Source organism: Pseudomonas brassicacearum, from assembly GCF_009601685.2.
In the GTDB taxonomy this organism is placed as follows: Bacteria; Pseudomonadota; Gammaproteobacteria; order Pseudomonadales; family Pseudomonadaceae; genus Aquipseudomonas; species Aquipseudomonas kilonensis_B.
In genome coordinates, this window is sequence record NZ_CP045701.2 from 2,172,005 (window position 1) to 2,186,359 (window position 14,355).

The 14,355-nt window shown below is 59.8% G+C and carries 15 protein-coding genes and 3 tRNA genes; 11 read left to right on the forward strand and 7 right to left on the reverse strand.

What is annotated here, in order from left to right; all coding sequences use genetic code 11:
- Window positions 1–79 precede the first annotated feature (79 nt).
- Complete coding sequence (locus GFU70_RS09515; RefSeq protein ID WP_058545622.1) at window positions 80–1,600, forward strand: nucleobase:cation symporter-2 family protein; 1,521 nt, start codon at window positions 80–82, stop codon at window positions 1,598–1,600.
- A gap of 288 nt (window positions 1,601–1,888) precedes the next feature.
- Here the strand turns inward: GFU70_RS09515 and GFU70_RS09520 are convergent, their stop codons facing one another.
- On the reverse strand, window positions 1,889–2,239 hold the full coding sequence (locus GFU70_RS09520) for a hypothetical protein (RefSeq protein WP_058545623.1): 351 nt from the start codon (window positions 2,237–2,239) through the stop codon (window positions 1,889–1,891).
- Window positions 2,240–2,500: 261 nt separating this feature from the next.
- Here GFU70_RS09520 and GFU70_RS09525 point away from each other — a divergent pair, with 261 nt between their 5' ends.
- Window positions 2,501–3,322, forward strand: coding sequence for a shikimate 5-dehydrogenase (locus GFU70_RS09525; RefSeq protein WP_153387929.1), 822 nt, complete (start codon window positions 2,501–2,503; stop codon window positions 3,320–3,322).
- 137 nt (window positions 3,323–3,459) lie between these two features.
- On the opposite strand, the gene GFU70_RS09530 is transcribed toward GFU70_RS09525, so the two are convergent.
- Complete coding sequence (locus tag GFU70_RS09530; protein ID WP_058545625.1) at window positions 3,460–4,107, reverse strand: YceH family protein; 648 nt, start codon at window positions 4,105–4,107, stop codon at window positions 3,460–3,462.
- 130 nt (window positions 4,108–4,237) lie between these two features.
- Here GFU70_RS09530 and GFU70_RS09535 point away from each other — a divergent pair, with 130 nt between their 5' ends.
- Window positions 4,238–4,747 (forward strand): DUF1993 family protein, encoded by a 510-nt coding sequence (locus GFU70_RS09535; RefSeq protein ID WP_058545626.1) that lies wholly within the window; start codon window positions 4,238–4,240, stop codon window positions 4,745–4,747.
- 137 nt (window positions 4,748–4,884) lie between these two features.
- On the opposite strand, the gene sstT is transcribed toward GFU70_RS09535, so the two are convergent.
- The gene (gene sstT, locus GFU70_RS09540; protein WP_058545627.1) at window positions 4,885–6,117 is read right to left on the reverse strand and encodes a serine/threonine transporter SstT; all 1,233 of its coding nucleotides are present in this window, start codon (window positions 6,115–6,117) and stop codon (window positions 4,885–4,887) included.
- Window positions 6,118–6,397: 280 nt separating this feature from the next.
- Between sstT and GFU70_RS09545 the strand changes: the two genes are divergently transcribed.
- Window positions 6,398–7,549, forward strand: coding sequence for an MFS transporter (locus GFU70_RS09545; RefSeq protein WP_058545628.1), 1,152 nt, complete (start codon window positions 6,398–6,400; stop codon window positions 7,547–7,549).
- On the opposite strand, the gene nhaR is transcribed toward GFU70_RS09545, so the two are convergent.
- The gene (gene nhaR / locus GFU70_RS09550; RefSeq protein ID WP_153387930.1) at window positions 7,546–8,442 is read right to left on the reverse strand and encodes a transcriptional activator NhaR; all 897 of its coding nucleotides are present in this window, start codon (window positions 8,440–8,442) and stop codon (window positions 7,546–7,548) included. The two genes, GFU70_RS09545 and nhaR, sit on opposite strands and share 4 nt — an antisense overlap.
- A gap of 139 nt (window positions 8,443–8,581) precedes the next feature.
- Here nhaR and GFU70_RS09555 point away from each other — a divergent pair, with 139 nt between their 5' ends.
- Window positions 8,582–8,833, forward strand: a complete 252-nt coding sequence (locus tag GFU70_RS09555; RefSeq protein ID WP_058545630.1) for a hypothetical protein — start codon at window positions 8,582–8,584, stop codon at window positions 8,831–8,833.
- 27 nt (window positions 8,834–8,860) lie between these two features.
- Window positions 8,861–9,610: a TerC family protein gene (locus GFU70_RS09560; protein ID WP_116642804.1), complete on the forward strand. Its 750-nt coding sequence runs from the start codon at window positions 8,861–8,863 to the stop codon at window positions 9,608–9,610.
- Window positions 9,611–9,678: 68 nt separating this feature from the next.
- Here the strand turns inward: GFU70_RS09560 and GFU70_RS09565 are convergent, their stop codons facing one another.
- On the reverse strand, window positions 9,679–9,843 hold the full coding sequence (locus GFU70_RS09565) for a hypothetical protein (protein WP_003199851.1): 165 nt from the start codon (window positions 9,841–9,843) through the stop codon (window positions 9,679–9,681).
- Between the two features lie 222 nt (window positions 9,844–10,065).
- Here GFU70_RS09565 and GFU70_RS09570 point away from each other — a divergent pair, with 222 nt between their 5' ends.
- Together GFU70_RS09570 and GFU70_RS09575 are read left to right on the forward strand one after the other, a co-directional pair.
- Window positions 10,066–10,743: a hypothetical protein gene (locus GFU70_RS09570; protein WP_058545632.1), complete on the forward strand. Its 678-nt coding sequence runs from the start codon at window positions 10,066–10,068 to the stop codon at window positions 10,741–10,743.
- A 101-nt stretch (window positions 10,744–10,844) separates the two neighbouring features.
- Complete coding sequence (locus tag GFU70_RS09575) at window positions 10,845–11,045, forward strand: DUF6021 family protein (RefSeq protein WP_058545633.1); 201 nt, start codon at window positions 10,845–10,847, stop codon at window positions 11,043–11,045.
- A 180-nt stretch (window positions 11,046–11,225) separates the two neighbouring features.
- Here the strand turns inward: GFU70_RS09575 and pbpG are convergent, their stop codons facing one another.
- Both pbpG and folD read right to left on the reverse strand, forming a co-directional pair.
- On the reverse strand, window positions 11,226–12,164 hold the full coding sequence (gene pbpG, locus GFU70_RS09580) for a D-alanyl-D-alanine endopeptidase (RefSeq protein ID WP_116642803.1): 939 nt from the start codon (window positions 12,162–12,164) through the stop codon (window positions 11,226–11,228).
- A gap of 314 nt (window positions 12,165–12,478) precedes the next feature.
- Window positions 12,479–13,333 (reverse strand): bifunctional methylenetetrahydrofolate dehydrogenase/methenyltetrahydrofolate cyclohydrolase FolD, encoded by an 855-nt coding sequence (gene folD, locus GFU70_RS09585; RefSeq protein ID WP_039589132.1) that lies wholly within the window; start codon window positions 13,331–13,333, stop codon window positions 12,479–12,481.
- A gap of 281 nt (window positions 13,334–13,614) precedes the next feature.
- On the opposite strand from folD, the gene GFU70_RS09590 reads away from it, so the two are divergent.
- The 3 genes from GFU70_RS09590 to GFU70_RS09600 all read left to right on the forward strand — a co-directional run bounded on the left by GFU70_RS09590 (window position 13,615) and on the right by GFU70_RS09600 (window position 13,951).
- Window positions 13,615–13,691, forward strand: a tRNA-Arg gene (locus GFU70_RS09590).
- Between the two features lie 41 nt (window positions 13,692–13,732).
- Window positions 13,733–13,808, forward strand: a tRNA-His gene (locus tag GFU70_RS09595).
- A gap of 58 nt (window positions 13,809–13,866) precedes the next feature.
- Window positions 13,867–13,951: transfer RNA gene (locus GFU70_RS09600), tRNA-Leu, on the forward strand.
- Window positions 13,952–14,355 lie beyond the last annotated feature (404 nt).

Consider the following 14,355-nt stretch of genomic DNA (forward strand, 5'->3'; position numbering starts at 1 on the left):
TTGTATACAACTCTATGGACATTTGTCCTGAGTTTTGAATACAGTGTGCCCATAACAAAAAACAGGGAATCCCCGAACCATGAAAACGCCCCATGTTTCACTCCCACGGCCCGAGGACGAAAACCTTGGCGTCGGCGCGAATATGGCTTACGGCCTGCAACATGTGTTGACCATGTACGGTGGCATCGTCGCCGTGCCATTGATCATCGGCCAGGCGGCCGGGCTCTCGCCCGCGGACATCGGTCTGTTGATTGCCGCGTCATTGTTCGCGGGGGGCCTGGCAACGTTGCTGCAAACCCTCGGCCTGCCGTTTTTCGGCTGCCAGTTACCCTTGGTGCAGGGCGTATCGTTCTCGGGCGTCGCGACCATGGTGGCGATTGTCGGCAGCGGCGGGGAGGGCGGCTTTCAAGCCATCCTCGGCGCGGTGATCGCCGCGTCCCTGATTGGTCTGCTGATCACCCCGGTGTTTTCCCGCATCACCCGGTTCTTTCCGCCACTGGTCACTGGCATCGTGATCACCACCATCGGCCTGACCCTGATGCCGGTGGCGGCGCGATGGGCCATGGGAGGTAACAGCCACGCCGCTGATTTCGGCAGCATGGCCAATATCGGCCTGGCCGCGGTGACCCTGGTGCTGGTGCTTGTGCTGAGCAAAATGGGCAATGCAACCATCTCGCGGTTGTCGATTTTGTTGGCGATGGTCATTGGTACTGTCATCGCCGTGTTCCTCGGCATGGCGGACTTCTCATCGGTCAGCCAAGGCCCGATGTTCGGCTTCCCGACACCGTTCCATTTCGGTATGCCGACTTTCCACATCGCCGCGATCCTGTCGATGTGCATTGTGATCATGGTGACCCTGGTGGAAACCTCCGCCGACATCCTGGCCGTGGGCGAGATCATCGACACCAAAGTCGACTCCAGGCGTCTGGGCAACGGTTTGCGGGCCGACATGCTGTCGAGCATGATCGCGCCGATCTTCGGCTCCTTTACCCAGAGTGCCTTTGCCCAGAACGTCGGGCTGGTGGCGGTGACCGGGATCAAGAGCCGTTTCGTAGTGGCGACTGGCGGGGTATTCCTGGTGGTGCTCGGCCTGCTACCGTTCATGGGCCGGGTGATCGCGGCGGTGCCGACCTCGGTACTGGGCGGTGCCGGCATCGTGCTGTTCGGTACGGTGGCTGCCAGTGGTATTCGCACGCTGTCGAAGGTCGATTACCGCAACAACGTCAACCTGATCATCGTCGCCACCTCCATTGGCTTTGGCATGATTCCTATCGCCGCACCGAACTTCTATGACCACTTCCCGAGCTGGTTTGCGACCATCTTTCATTCGGGCATCAGTTCTTCGGCAATCATGGCGATCACGCTGAACCTGGCGTTCAACCACTTCACCGCGGGCAACTCCGACCAGCAATCGGTTTTTGCCGCTGGCACCGAGCGGGTGCTGCGCTACCAGGACCTGGCTGCGCTGCGTGAAGGTGATTACTTCAGCGATGGCAAGCTGCACGACTGCGATGGCAACGAGATTCCCGTGGTGGCTGAGCCTGTTCACGGGGCGGCGGAGCATGCGCCGGTACGACTCAAAAGCAGCGAGCACGTCTGACGAGTACACCGTGGCGAGGGGAGCTTGGTCCCGCTGGGCTCTGTAGGAGCTGGCGAAGCCTGCGATCTTTTGATCTTGATCTTGATCTTGATCTTGATCTTTCGCTTGAGATTCAAGTGTCTGGGGAAAGATCGCAGCCTCGTTGCACTCAACAGCTCCTACATAGCTCCTACATAGCTTCTACGGCGTAGACCAGGAGCAGGCGCCCTCGCCACAGGGTTAGCCAGCGAATACAAAAAAGCCTGTGATCATTGATCACAGGCTTTTTTGTAGCACGCGGGAGGCTGATTACCAGCGACCGTAATGACCACGAGGCGGGCCATAGTAGTAGCCTCGTGGTGGCCCGTAATACACCGGCGCTGGGCGATAGTAGATCGGCCGCTCCACGTAAACCGGCTGTGGCTGGTAATAGACCGGCGGTGGTTGTTGCACATAGACCGGCTGTGGCTGGACGTAGACCGGTTGCTGCACATACACCGGACGATCACGGTTGATGAGGGCCGAGCCAACGATGGCCGAACCGACAATGGCGCCAAACACTGCGGGCCCCTCCCAACCACCACGACCGTGGGCGGATGCCTGGCCGGTGACCGCGAGTGCCCCCATGAGCAGGGCGATGATGGGAAGTTTACGATTCATGGCTGTTCCTCGTTTCGGCCCCGACGCTTGTGGCCTGCAACAGACCCGATGAGGGTCGCGGGGATACTTGCTCTGACAACGATTTTCTCAGGATTTGCGGCGCCGTTGGGTAAATATTGTGTAAGGTCTGTAGCGCTTTTCTTTACCGCACCGCGTTATCCAGGCGCCTTAGACCTGGCTGGGGCTGGCGGTATCATCATCGAATAAAGCCTTCGCAGCGGTGATTCCGTCTGTCCGAAAGTGAATTGCAAGGAGACACGCATGCAGATCAATCCCAACAAAGACACCCAATTGTGCATGTCGCTATCGGGGCGTCCCGGAAACTTCGGCCTGCGCTTTCATAATCACCTGTATGAACAATTGGGCCTGAATTTCTATTACAAGGCGTTCAGCAGCCAGGACCTGCCTGGCGCCGTGGGCGGTATCCGCGCCCTGGGTATTCGTGGATGCGGCGTGTCGATGCCGTTCAAGGAAGCCTGCATTGCCCTGGTGGACGAGCTGGACCCTTCCGCCGCCGCGATCCAGTCCATCAACACCATCGTCAATACCAACGGCCATCTGAAGGCCTACAACACCGACTACATCGCTATCGCCCAGTTGTTGCAAAGCCACGCCGTGCCCAAGGAATCGACCTTTGCCCTGCGCGGCAGCGGCGGCATGGCCAAGGCTGTGGCCAGTGCCTTGCGCGATGGCGGCTACAAGAACGGGCTGATCGTTGCCCGCAATGAAGCCGCCGGGCAGGCCCTGGCCGAGTCCCTGGGGTATGAATGGCAAGCTGACCTGGGTACCCGACGGCCACAGATGCTGATCAACGTCACGCCGATCGGCATGACTGGCGGCCCGGAGGCCGACCAGTTGGCGTTTGAGCCCCAGATCATCGCCACGGCCGAGACCGTGTTCGATGTCGTGGCGATCCCGTCGGAAACGCCACTGATCGTGCGCGCCCGGGCCGAAGGCAAACGGGTCATCACCGGGCTGGAAGTCATTGCGATCCAGGCCTTGGAACAGTTCGTGCTGTACACCGGCGTGCGGCCCAACCTGGAGCAATTTGAAAAAGCCGTGGCCTTCGCCCGGTCCATGTAGCAGCTGTCGAAGGCTCGGGCCGCGTTCGGACGATCTTTTGATTTTGATCTTTCGCTCTCGACTCAATTGTCTGGAACAAGATCGCAGCCTCGTTGCTCTCGACAGCTCCTACACAGCGCTACTGGCGATTCCAGCAATTATTCCAGCCGCGCCAGGCGTTCTTCCAGGGCCGCGATCCGGGCTTCGAGTTCTTCGATGCGTTCGAGCGAGACACCGCTGCCGGCACCGCGCTCCACCGGGTGCTGGCGGGCGGCGAGAATCGCTTCGATGTCCGCCGGGTCGCCCATGGCGTGCACATAGCGGTCTTCGCGCTGGCCGGCCTGGCGTGGCACCAGCAGTGCCAGCCCACGGGCGATCAGGCGTTCAAGTTGGTGCACCACTTGTTCGGCGTCTTCGAAGTCGTGCATCCGCCCGCTACGGGTCAGTAGCTCATTGACCGTTTGCGGACCACGCAGGAACAGCAGGCCCATCAGGACCACCTGGGCGGGTACCAGCTCCAGGGCTTTGTCGACCCGATGCTCCCAGCGGTCGGCGCGGCTGCCCATCACCAGTTTGGTAAAGCCGCGACCTTCCAGTGCCCGCAGGCTCTGGCCGACCTGGCCCGGATTGAGGTTCATCACCGGTTCGCGGCTGGTTTTCTGGTTGCAGGCCAGTACCAGGGCGTTGAGGGTCAGCGGGTAGGTCTCGGGGTTGGTGGCCTGCTTCTCGACCAGCGCGCCGAGGATGCGGATTTCCGTGCTATTGAGCCGCGGTTCTTCAGCCTGGTGTTGTTCTTCGATGCTCATCGCGCGTTCCCTATGCTGTGGAAGCCGCCTAGCCTAATCCTTGCGCAATAAAAGACAAGCCGTGCAACACGCCGTGGCTATAATCGCAGCCGTTTGATTGATTCTTTCCTGTCACCTGCAAGAGATCGCCATGACTATTTCCCTGTACGCCGCTTCCGTCCCGGTTTTCAAGCAGATGCTCAACGCGTTGAGCGACGTTCTGAACAAGGCCGAAGCCCACGCCACCGCGAAGAACATCGACCCGAACGCCTTCCTGCAAGCTCGCCTGTACCCGGACATGTTCCCGCTGGTGCGCCAGGTGCAGATCGCGGTGGACTTCGCCAAAGGTGTGTCTGCACGCCTGGCCGAGATCGAAGTGCCGAAGTATGACGACAGCGAGACCACGTTCGCCGAGCTGCAAGCCTTGATCGCCAAGGTCCTGGCTTTCATCGACGGCATCCGCCCTGAGCAGATCGATGGCAAGGAAGGCATCGAAATCGTTACCCGTCCAGGCACGCCGAAGGAAAAGCGCTTCAGCGGCCAGAACTACCTGCTGACCTACGGCCTGCCGCAGTTCTTCTTCCACGTCACCACCGCCTACGCCTTGCTGCGCCACAATGGCGTGGAAGTGGGCAAGCGCGACTACATGGGCGCGTTCTAACCCCGCAGGCATGAAAAAGCCCGGGACGGTGTGGGCCGTTCCCGGGCTTTTTTGTGGCTGTCTGGCACATCCTTGGCCGATGTGCCACCGCTATCGCGAGCTTGCTCGCGATAACAATCCAATAGCCACCGCAGTTGTTACGCCGTACGCGCGAGCTTCTCTTCCTCACCCAGGCATGCCGCCGCCGTGAACAGCACATCCGTAGACGAGTTCAGCGCCGTCTCCGCCGAGTCCTGCAGGACGCCGATGATGAAACCTACCGCGACCACTTGCATGGCGATTTCGCTGGGAATGCCAAACAGGCTGCACGCCAGGGGAATCAGCAGCAGCGAACCGCCGGCCACCCCGGAGGCGCCGCATGCGCTAACGGCTGCCACAATGCTCAACAGCACAGCCGTTGGCATATCCACTGCAATACCCAGGGTATGCACGGCCGCCAGGGCCAGCACGGTGATGGTAATGGCGGCGCCTGCCATGTTGATGGTCGCGCCCAGCGGGATCGACACCGAATAGGTGTCCTCGTGCAGGCCCAGGCGTTTGCTCAGTTCCAGGTTCACCGGAATGTTCGCCGCCGAGCTGCGGGTGAAAAACGCCGTGATGCCACTCTCGCGCAGGCAGGTGAATACCAGCGGATAGGGGTTGCGACGCAGTTTCCAGAATACGATCAGTGGGTTGACCACCAACGCCACGAACAGCATGCAGCCGATCAGCACGGTGAGCAGGTGCAGGTAACCGAGCAGCGCGCCGAAGCCGGAGGTGGACAGCGTCGAGGCGACCAGCCCGAAGATCCCCAGCGGTGCGAAGCGGATCACCACGCGCACGATGACAGTCACGCCGTGGGACAGGTCTTCGAGCACGGTACGGGTGGTCTGGCCGGCATGACGAATGGCGACGCCCATGCCGATGGCCCAGGCCAGAATGCCGATGAAATTACCGTTGAGCAGGGCCCGGACCGGGTTGTCCACCACGCTCAGCAGCAGGCTTTGCAGCACCTCGCTGATGCCGCCAGGTGCCGTGATCGCGACGTCTTGGGTCGACAGCACGAGGCTGGATGGAAACAGCGTACTGGCAACCACCGCGACCACCGCCGCGGCGAAAGTGCCCAGCAGGTAGAGGAACAGAATCGGCCGGATATGGGTTTGCTGGCCATGCTTGTGGTTGGCGATCGAGGCCATGACCAGCACGAACACCAGGATCGGTGCCACGGCCTTGAGCGCGGACACGAAGACCTTGCCGATGAATTCGGTGGACTTGGCCAGGTCGGGCGCCAGCCATGCCAGGACGATACCGGCGATCAGACCGATGATGATTTGCGTCACCAGGCTGGTGCGTTTGAGGCGTTGCATAGGGGTAACGGACGAAGCTGTCATAGCGGCATCTCTGATTTTATTGTGTGCGACGGTCGACGAGTCAGGGCAACAAGCGGGCAGGCCACATGAGCGGACCGAGAGAAAGTACGGCGTTTGCAGGCCGCGGACTTTATCACAGCCCGATGAAAAATCTGACGGACCTGTGACGATCCGTCACTCGGGTGTTCAAGCGCGTTTTGTCTGGTGAACGCATTCTGTTAGGCTTGCCGTCATCACCTTTCTATATCCGCCAGCGAGCCCTTGGGCTGACGCTGGTGTCGTCGTTTTGCCGGAGTTCTGCATGTTGTTACCCATTTTCCTGTTGTCGGCCGCCGGTTTTACCGTGCTGACCACGGAATTCGTCATCGTTGGCCTGTTACCTTCCATCGCCCGCGACCTGCACGTCAGCATTCCCCAGGCCGGGCTGCTGGTGACATTGTTCGCGTTTACCGTGGCGGCGTTCGGACCATTCCTGACGGCCTGGTTCGCCCGCTTCGAGCGGCGCAAGTTGTTTATCAGCGTGCTGGTGATGTTCGGCCTGGCCAACATGCTCGCTGCCTTCGCCCCCAACATCTGGGTGATGGCCGTTGCCCGGTTGATTCCGGCCCTGGGCCTGCCGGTGTTCTGGGCGCTGGCCAGCGAAACGGCGGTGGACATTGTCGGGCCCCAGTTGGCCGGGCGGGCCATTGCCCGGATCGGCTTCGGCATCGTCTGTGCCACGGTGTTCGGCATTCCCGTGGGCACGTTGATTTCCGATGCGTTTGGCTGGCGCAGCGCGTTTGCGATCCTGGCAGTCATCGCCTTCGCCAAGGCGTTGCTGCTGTTTATCTACTTGCCGAAAACCAACCTGCACCAGCATCAGGTGAGCTTTCGTTCGCAATTCAAGATCCTGCGCAGCCCGTTGATGCAAGGGCATGTGCTGTTATCGATCCTGGTGTTCAGCGGCATGTTCACCGCCTACACCTATCTGGCGGACATCCTCGAACGCCTCGCCGGGTTCGATGGCACCCTGGTGGGGTGGTGCCTGATGGGCTTCGGCGCCGTCGGGCTGCTGGGCAACTCCCTGGGCGGCCGGGCGGTGGACCGGCATCCGTTGATTGCGTCGATGGTGTTCTGCCTGTTCCTGATCGGCGGCATGGTGGCGTTGGTGCCGAGCATTCATTCGCCTCTCGCGCTGGCGGCGGCGATGGGCATTTGGGGCGTGACCCAGGCGGCCTTGTTCCTGGTCAGCCATGTGCGGCTGATGAAGGCGGCCCCGCAGGCCCCGGCCTTTGCCGCTTCGTTGAACATTGCCGGGGCCAACCTGGGGATTGGCTTGGGGGCGATGGTCGGTGGCCGGGTCATCGATACCCTGGGCCTGGGCAGTGTCGGGTTTGCGGCGGCCGGGTTCATCTTCGTATCGATCCTGCTGGCGTTGCTTTTGATGACCTTCAAACCTCGTGTCACCTGCTAAGCGCTGAACAACTCGCGACGCGCGCCTTCGGCAATCGCGACGATGCCAGGGTGGCTGACCTTGCGCTCCACGGAAATGGCGTAGAAGGATTCGCTCACCGCATCGGTCTGGCCAATCACCTCTACGCCGCATTGGCGCTTGACCTCTTCGGCGATCACGCTTGGGCCGATGAAAATCCCGCTGCCTGATTGACCGAAGGCCTGCATCAATGCGCTGTCGTCGAACTCGCCGATGATGCGCGGCTGGATCTGTTGCTCGGCGAACCAGCGCTGCAAGCGGCTGCGCACGACAGTTTCCGGCCCGGGAATCAGCAGCGGAGCGTCATGCAGGCCATGGGGAAAATCCGGCCCGTAGCGTTCGGCCAGCGCGGCGGTGGCGAAAAAGCTGATCCCGCATTCCCCCAGCTTCTGGCTGTAGCCCTTGATGTCCAGGTGAGTTGGCATCGGGCTGTCGGAAATCACCAGGTCCAGACGCTGGATCGCCAGGTCCGCCAGCAACCGTTCGAGCTTGTCCTCGCGGCAGGTGATGCGCAGCGGCTCACTCAACTCCATGGTCGGCGCCAGCAGCCGGTAGACAATGGATTTGGGCACCACATCCGCCACCCCGACCCGAAACAGGGTTTGCTGCTCGTTGGGCTGGGCTCGCAGCATCAATTCCAGCTCACCGCCCAACTGGAACATGTGTTCGGCGTAGGGCAAGGTCTGGCGGCCGGCCTCGGTCAGTTCCAGCTGTCGTCCGACGCGGCGAAACAGCTTGATGTTATAGGTCTGCTCGAACAGGGAGATCTGCCCGCTGATGGTCTGTGGGGTCAGGTTCAACTGCTCGCACGCGCGCACGATGCTGCCGGTTTTCGCTACCACCCAGAAGTAATGCAATTGTCGGTAATTGAGCATGGGTTCACGCGGATTCGTAAAAACCGAAGTATAACCGCTGAAAATACGAATTTTCCTGAAGTATCCGCCTCTCTAGAATGCCTGGCCATTGGCGGGCCACTTTCGTGCGCCTTCTATTCTCTCAAGAGGCATTGATTCCATGACGTACAAATCCCTGGGGCTTGCAGCTCTGTTGGTGATATCTGCAGCGACACTGGTGGGCTGTGAACAGGCTGAAAAAAGTGCCCAGCAATTGATGGGGCAGGCAGCACAAACCGCCAAGCAGGCCATCGACGACACCCACAAGGCCGCCGAACAGGCGATCAGCGAAGCCTCCGGCGGGTTGATCAGCCCGAAGAAAGAGCCAGCGGACGAAGCTGACGAAACACAAACCCCGACCAAAACCATCTAACGCGTCACATTCAGTCAGGACTGACCCATGGATTATCTTTTACAGCTCGCCGCCAGCCCCACCGCGTGGATCGCCCTGGCGACTCTGGTCGTGATGGAAATCGTGCTTGGCATCGATAACCTGATCTTCATTTCGATTCTGACCAACAAGCTGCCCCAACAGCATCGTGCCAAGGCGCGGCGCGTCGGTATCGGCATGGCGCTGATCCTGCGCCTGGGCTTGTTGAGCACCATTGCCTTCATTGTGCAGTTGACCGAACCGGTCATCGAAATCTTCGGCCAGGCGTTCTCTTGGAAAGACATGATCCTGATCGCCGGTGGCCTGTTCCTGCTGTGGAAAGCGACCACTGAAATCCACCACAGCATGGACCCCGCACCGGACGACCCCAAGTCGGCCACGTCCGGCGTGACCCTGGGTTTTGCCGCGGCAATCGGTCAGATCCTGATGTTGGACCTGGTGTTCTCCATCGACAGCATCATCACTGCCGTAGGCATGACCGAGCATTTGCCGATCATGATCATCGCGGTCGTCGTGTCGGTGCTGGTGATGTTGTTGGCGGCCGAGCCGTTGTCCAAGTTCATCAATGACAACCCGACGGTGGTGATGCTGGCCCTGGGCTTCCTGATCATGATCGGCATGACGCTGATCGCCGAAGGCTTCGGTGCCCATGTGCCCAAGGGCTATATCTACGCGGCCATGGCGTTCTCGGCGGCGATCGAGGTGTTGAACATGTTGTCCCGTCGGGCCAGGGAAAGGGCGTTGGCTGACAACGCCTGATACCAGGCAGACAGAAGCCACCCGGGTCGAGGCCCGGGTGGCTTTTTTTTCGATTGAATAGCGAGTGGTCAGTGTGCGGTGGCGTGGCGTCGGGCGGATTTCGTGGTTTTTTCCGATTGCGCAGGTGGCGCGTGATGATGGCGCCGAGTGATCCGAAGCACCCCCCACAGCATGGCCGTGGCTACGCTCAGCCAGCCGAATATCAGCATCAGAATTGTCGTTGTCAGGCTCATCTGTGCCTCCTTTTATCCCAATCCGGGATAACGCACCTAATACATGGACAGTCTAGTCGCTCAAGTGTTTCAGGCAATTGATCCGTAGCGGTTGGGCACGGATCGGTTCGCTCTATCGCGCTCGTAAAACTGTCTTTATGGCTATACCCAGGACTGTGCGCACCTTATGATCGTCGACCCAAGCCTGGCCCGGATGCCGGGCGCCTGAACAAGAGAGTCATCATGTCGCCAGTCATTTCATTTTTTCGATCACTGGTCCTGACGCTGTCCTGCCTCGTCGCCCTGGTGGGGTGTGCCGGTAGCGTGTCGCCGCAGATCCAGCGCCTGCCCGAGCGGGTGGAACTCAACAGCGTGCCGTTCTTTCGTGGCGAAATGTACCAGGGCGCCCCGCAGTCCCTGGCGGCCCTGCTGACGCTGCAAGGCACGGTGATCACGCCGGGGCTGCTGGAAAAGCCGTTGCACCTGCCGGGTGGCGAAGCCGGTTTGCAGCAGAATATGCAAACCCTGGCGCGCGAATACGGGCTGTTGGTGTATCCGCTCGACGCCAGGCTGCCCGCGTTATTGGAACAGGTTGCGGCAGGCTATCCGGTGCTGGTGCGCTATATCGACGGTTCGGCGTTCTGGGCCGAGCCTCGGTATGGGATTGTCGCCGGCTACAATCGTCAGAAGCAGACGGTATTACTACGCTCGGGCATGAGCCGGCGGCAGTCGATGAGCTTCAGTGCCTTCGAATCGGCCCTCAAGAGCGCGGGCGGCTGGGCGGTGCTGGTCCAGCGCCCCACGCAGCTTCCGGCCAATGTCGACTCGCAGCGGTGGCTCAAGGCTGCGGCAGAATTGGCTGGGGCAGGGCAGGAGCAAGCGGCGGCACGGGCCACCAAGACCTTGGGCGCGGCGCATTGATCGTTCATCCCGTTCGTCACTTGCCGGGCACAACCCGGAAGGCCTGAGGCTCTTATCGTCAGGGTTGGGCATTTTCCGACCGTGATTGGAGGAGGACACGCATGGCACAGTCGAAAACACCTACGGGGCCACATTCGTCAGAGCATTCCAGCGGTGATGACTTGGGGTTTGATCCGGATTCGCCGGACCTTGAGGATCCTCAGGTTGATCCGGTAGGGCCGGCCAAGGCGCCGCTGGACAAGAAGGATGAGCGCAAGCCTGAGCCCAAGCCTTATGATCCGCTGGGTGACCTGAAGGTCTAGGGATTATCTGTTCCGAGAGGTGTGGGTTGGTGTGTATATCCGTTACCGCAGCAACGGATATACACACCAAAACAAGTACCGCAAAAAACCAAAAAAACGGCGCTTCCCATTTCTGAAGAAGCGCCGCTTTTTCTAAGTGAACAGCATCACGAACGAGTCAGGGCTTTTAGGGTTCGTGGATTACTTGGAAGCTTCCACCACACCACTCTGGCGGCTCTTGAGATTCTTGGCCGCCTTGTATTGCAGGGCCACCGCCGGCACAGCGGCGCTTTTTCCGGTTTCCACCCAGCTACGAATCCGGCTGGCATCGGCGAAGTGCGTGTACTTGCCGAACGCGTCGAGGATCACCAGCGCCATCGGGCGGTTGCCCATCTTCGTCACCAGCACCAGGCAGTGGCCGGCCTCGTTGGTGAAGCCGGTCTTGGTCAACTGGATATCCCAGTTGGCCTTGTGGACCAAGTGATCGGTGTTGCGAAAACCCAGGCTATACACAGGCTTGCGGAAGGTAACGGTCTTTTCCTTGGTGGTGCTCAGCTCGCTCAGCAGTGGGTACTTGCGCGCGGCGATCAGCAGCTTGGTCAGGTCCCTGGCGGTCGAGACGTTGTGGATCGACAGGCCCGTCGGTTCGACGTAATGGGTGCTGGTCATGCCCAGCGCCTTGGCCTTGGCGTTCATGGCGGCAATGAACGCCGCGTAGCCGCCCGGATAGTGGTGGGCGAGGCTGGCGGCGGCACGGTTTTCCGAAGACATCAGGGCGATCAGCAGCACGTCCCGGCGCGACAGTTCGCTGTTGAGCTTGACCCGGGAAAACACGCCCTTCATCTCTGGGGTGTTGGCGATGGTGATGGAGATGTATTCATCCAGGTTCTGTTTGGCATCCAGCACGATCAGGCCGGTCATCAACTTGGTCACCGACGCGATGGGTACCACCACATCCGGGTTGCTCGAATAGACGACTTTATCTGTCTGCAGGTCCAACAACATCGCGCTGCCTGAGGCGACTTGTAGCTTGGCTGTATTCCGTGGGGGCGCGATGGTTTCCTGTGCTGCGACATTTTGCGTGATAAAGCTGCCTGTGAAAGCGATGAACAGGCTGATGATCGAAAGACGGATTTTCACGCGAGTAGGCTCGATAGAGTTAAAGGTGCCGTTGAGCAACGACTTTTAAAAAAACGTCGCATTCTAGGAGTATGGGCGACAGCAGCGCTATATGCCTGTGCCGCCAAGGCTTGCGAATAAATAAAGTTTAATGAAAGGGGGATTTTGGCGAGGCGAATCTGAGGAATTTGTAATTTGGCGGCTAAAGTCCGGTCGCCAGAAACACCTGTGGGAGCGCGCTTGCTCGCGATAGCGGTGTGTCAGTCAACTGGATGTTGGCTGGTCCATCGCTATCGCGAGCAGGCTCGCTCCCACAGGGTTTTTGTTGACGTGTATCAGCTGTGCAGCGTTTCGGCCGCATACAACGTGTTTTCCAGCAGGCAGGCGCGGGTCATCGGGCCTACGCCGCCGGGCACCGGCGTGATCCAGCCAGCGCGGGGCAGGGCGGTCTCGTAGACCACATCGCCCACCAGCTTGCCGTCATCCTGGCGATTGATGCCCACGTCGATGACGATGGCGCCTTCCTTGATCCACTCGCCCTTTACCAGGCCGGGTTTGCCGGCGGCCACCACCACCAGGTCCGCGCGACCGACATGGCCGGCCAGATCCTTGGTGAAACGATGGGTCACGGTCACGGTGCAGCCGGCCAGCAGCAGCTCCATGGCCATCGGCCGGCCAACGATGTTGGACGCACCCACCACTACGGCGTCCAGGCCATACAGGTCAACGCCAGTACTTTCCAGCAGCGTCATGATGCCTTTCGGGGTGCAGGGACGAAGCAACGGGATACGCTGGGCCAGGCGACCGACGTTATAAGGATGGAAGCCATCGACGTCTTTGTCCGGGCGGATACGCTCCAGCAGCTTGGAGGCGTCGAGGTGTTCAGGCAGCGGTAGCTGGAGCAGAACGCCGTCGATGTTCGGGTCATCGTTCAGGCGATCGATCAGATCGGCCAACGCTTGCTGGGTGGTTTCGGAAGGCAGGTCGTAGGCCTGGGAAAGGAAGCCGACCTCTTCACAGTCTTTACGCTTGTGCGAGACATAAACCTGAGAGGCAGGATCGCTGCCGACCAGGATCACCGCAAGGCCGGGCGTGCGCAAGCCTTGCTGGCGGCGCTCGGTGACTCGTTGGGCGATCTGCTGGCGCAGGCTGGCGGCGATCGATTTGCCGTCGATAAGTTGTGCAGTCATTGCGCGTGGTTAACCATCGAGAGGGGAAAAAAAGAGAACGTATTCTCGCATGCCGGGGCGTGAGGGCAAAGGCGCTTGGTCTGCAAATTCCCCTAACCCCTTTAATTAAATGAATTTTTTTTAAAAAAGAGTTGACGACCTATCAGGCCGTCTATAACATTCGTCGCACTTGTCGGGCACAGCCTAGCACTGGTTAAGAAGGTGGAGCAGAGTTGGTTGTTTCAACTCGGCAAAACTGAAAGCACTTAGTTTGTAATCGTCCAAGAATACAGATTAAAAAGGCGCCCGTAGCTCAGCTGGATAGAGCATCCGCCTTCTAAGCGGATGGTCGCAGGTTCGAGTCCTGCCGGGTGCGCCAATTAGGCAGCTTTGGCACAAGTAAGGCAACAAGGCAATATGGTGGGCGTAGCTCAGTTGGTAGAGCACGGGATTGTGACTCCCGTTGTCGTGGGTTCGATCCCCATCGTCCACCCCATATTCTAGAGAGGCGCCAGATCTAACAATCTGGCGCCTTTGCTTTAAAAGCTTGATACGCGGATGTGGTGGAATTGGTAGACACACTGGATTTAGGTTCCAGCGCCGCAAGGTGTGAGAGTTCGAGTCTCTCCGTCCGCACCATACAAGTCGCTATTTAAATAGCAAAAAACGGCGCAGTACCTGAAAAGGGCTGCGCCGTTTTTGTTTTCAGTGGTTCTGTGTTTGGCGTCGGCGCTGTTCTTGGGGTTGTGTGCCGCGCTCGGTTCGTCGCGAATGTGTTTCGTGATGATGCGCGACATGTCCGTCGGTCTCCTTGTGGGGGCGGGCGTCGCGCGATCGGACAAGTCGCTTCTATATATAGAAGCGTCGGTGCAGAGCCCTGGGATGAATCGACTGTATTTGCAATCCGGGTGGGGCATGACCGTTTGTCCCGTCCTAAATCCGGCGCCTGTTTCCAGCGCGTTTTCAGTAGGGTGACTTCTTGAGTTTGACCTACTAGAATGCATGCCCTTGATTCTGGGGTCGGAAACGCCCGGCCAACGTCT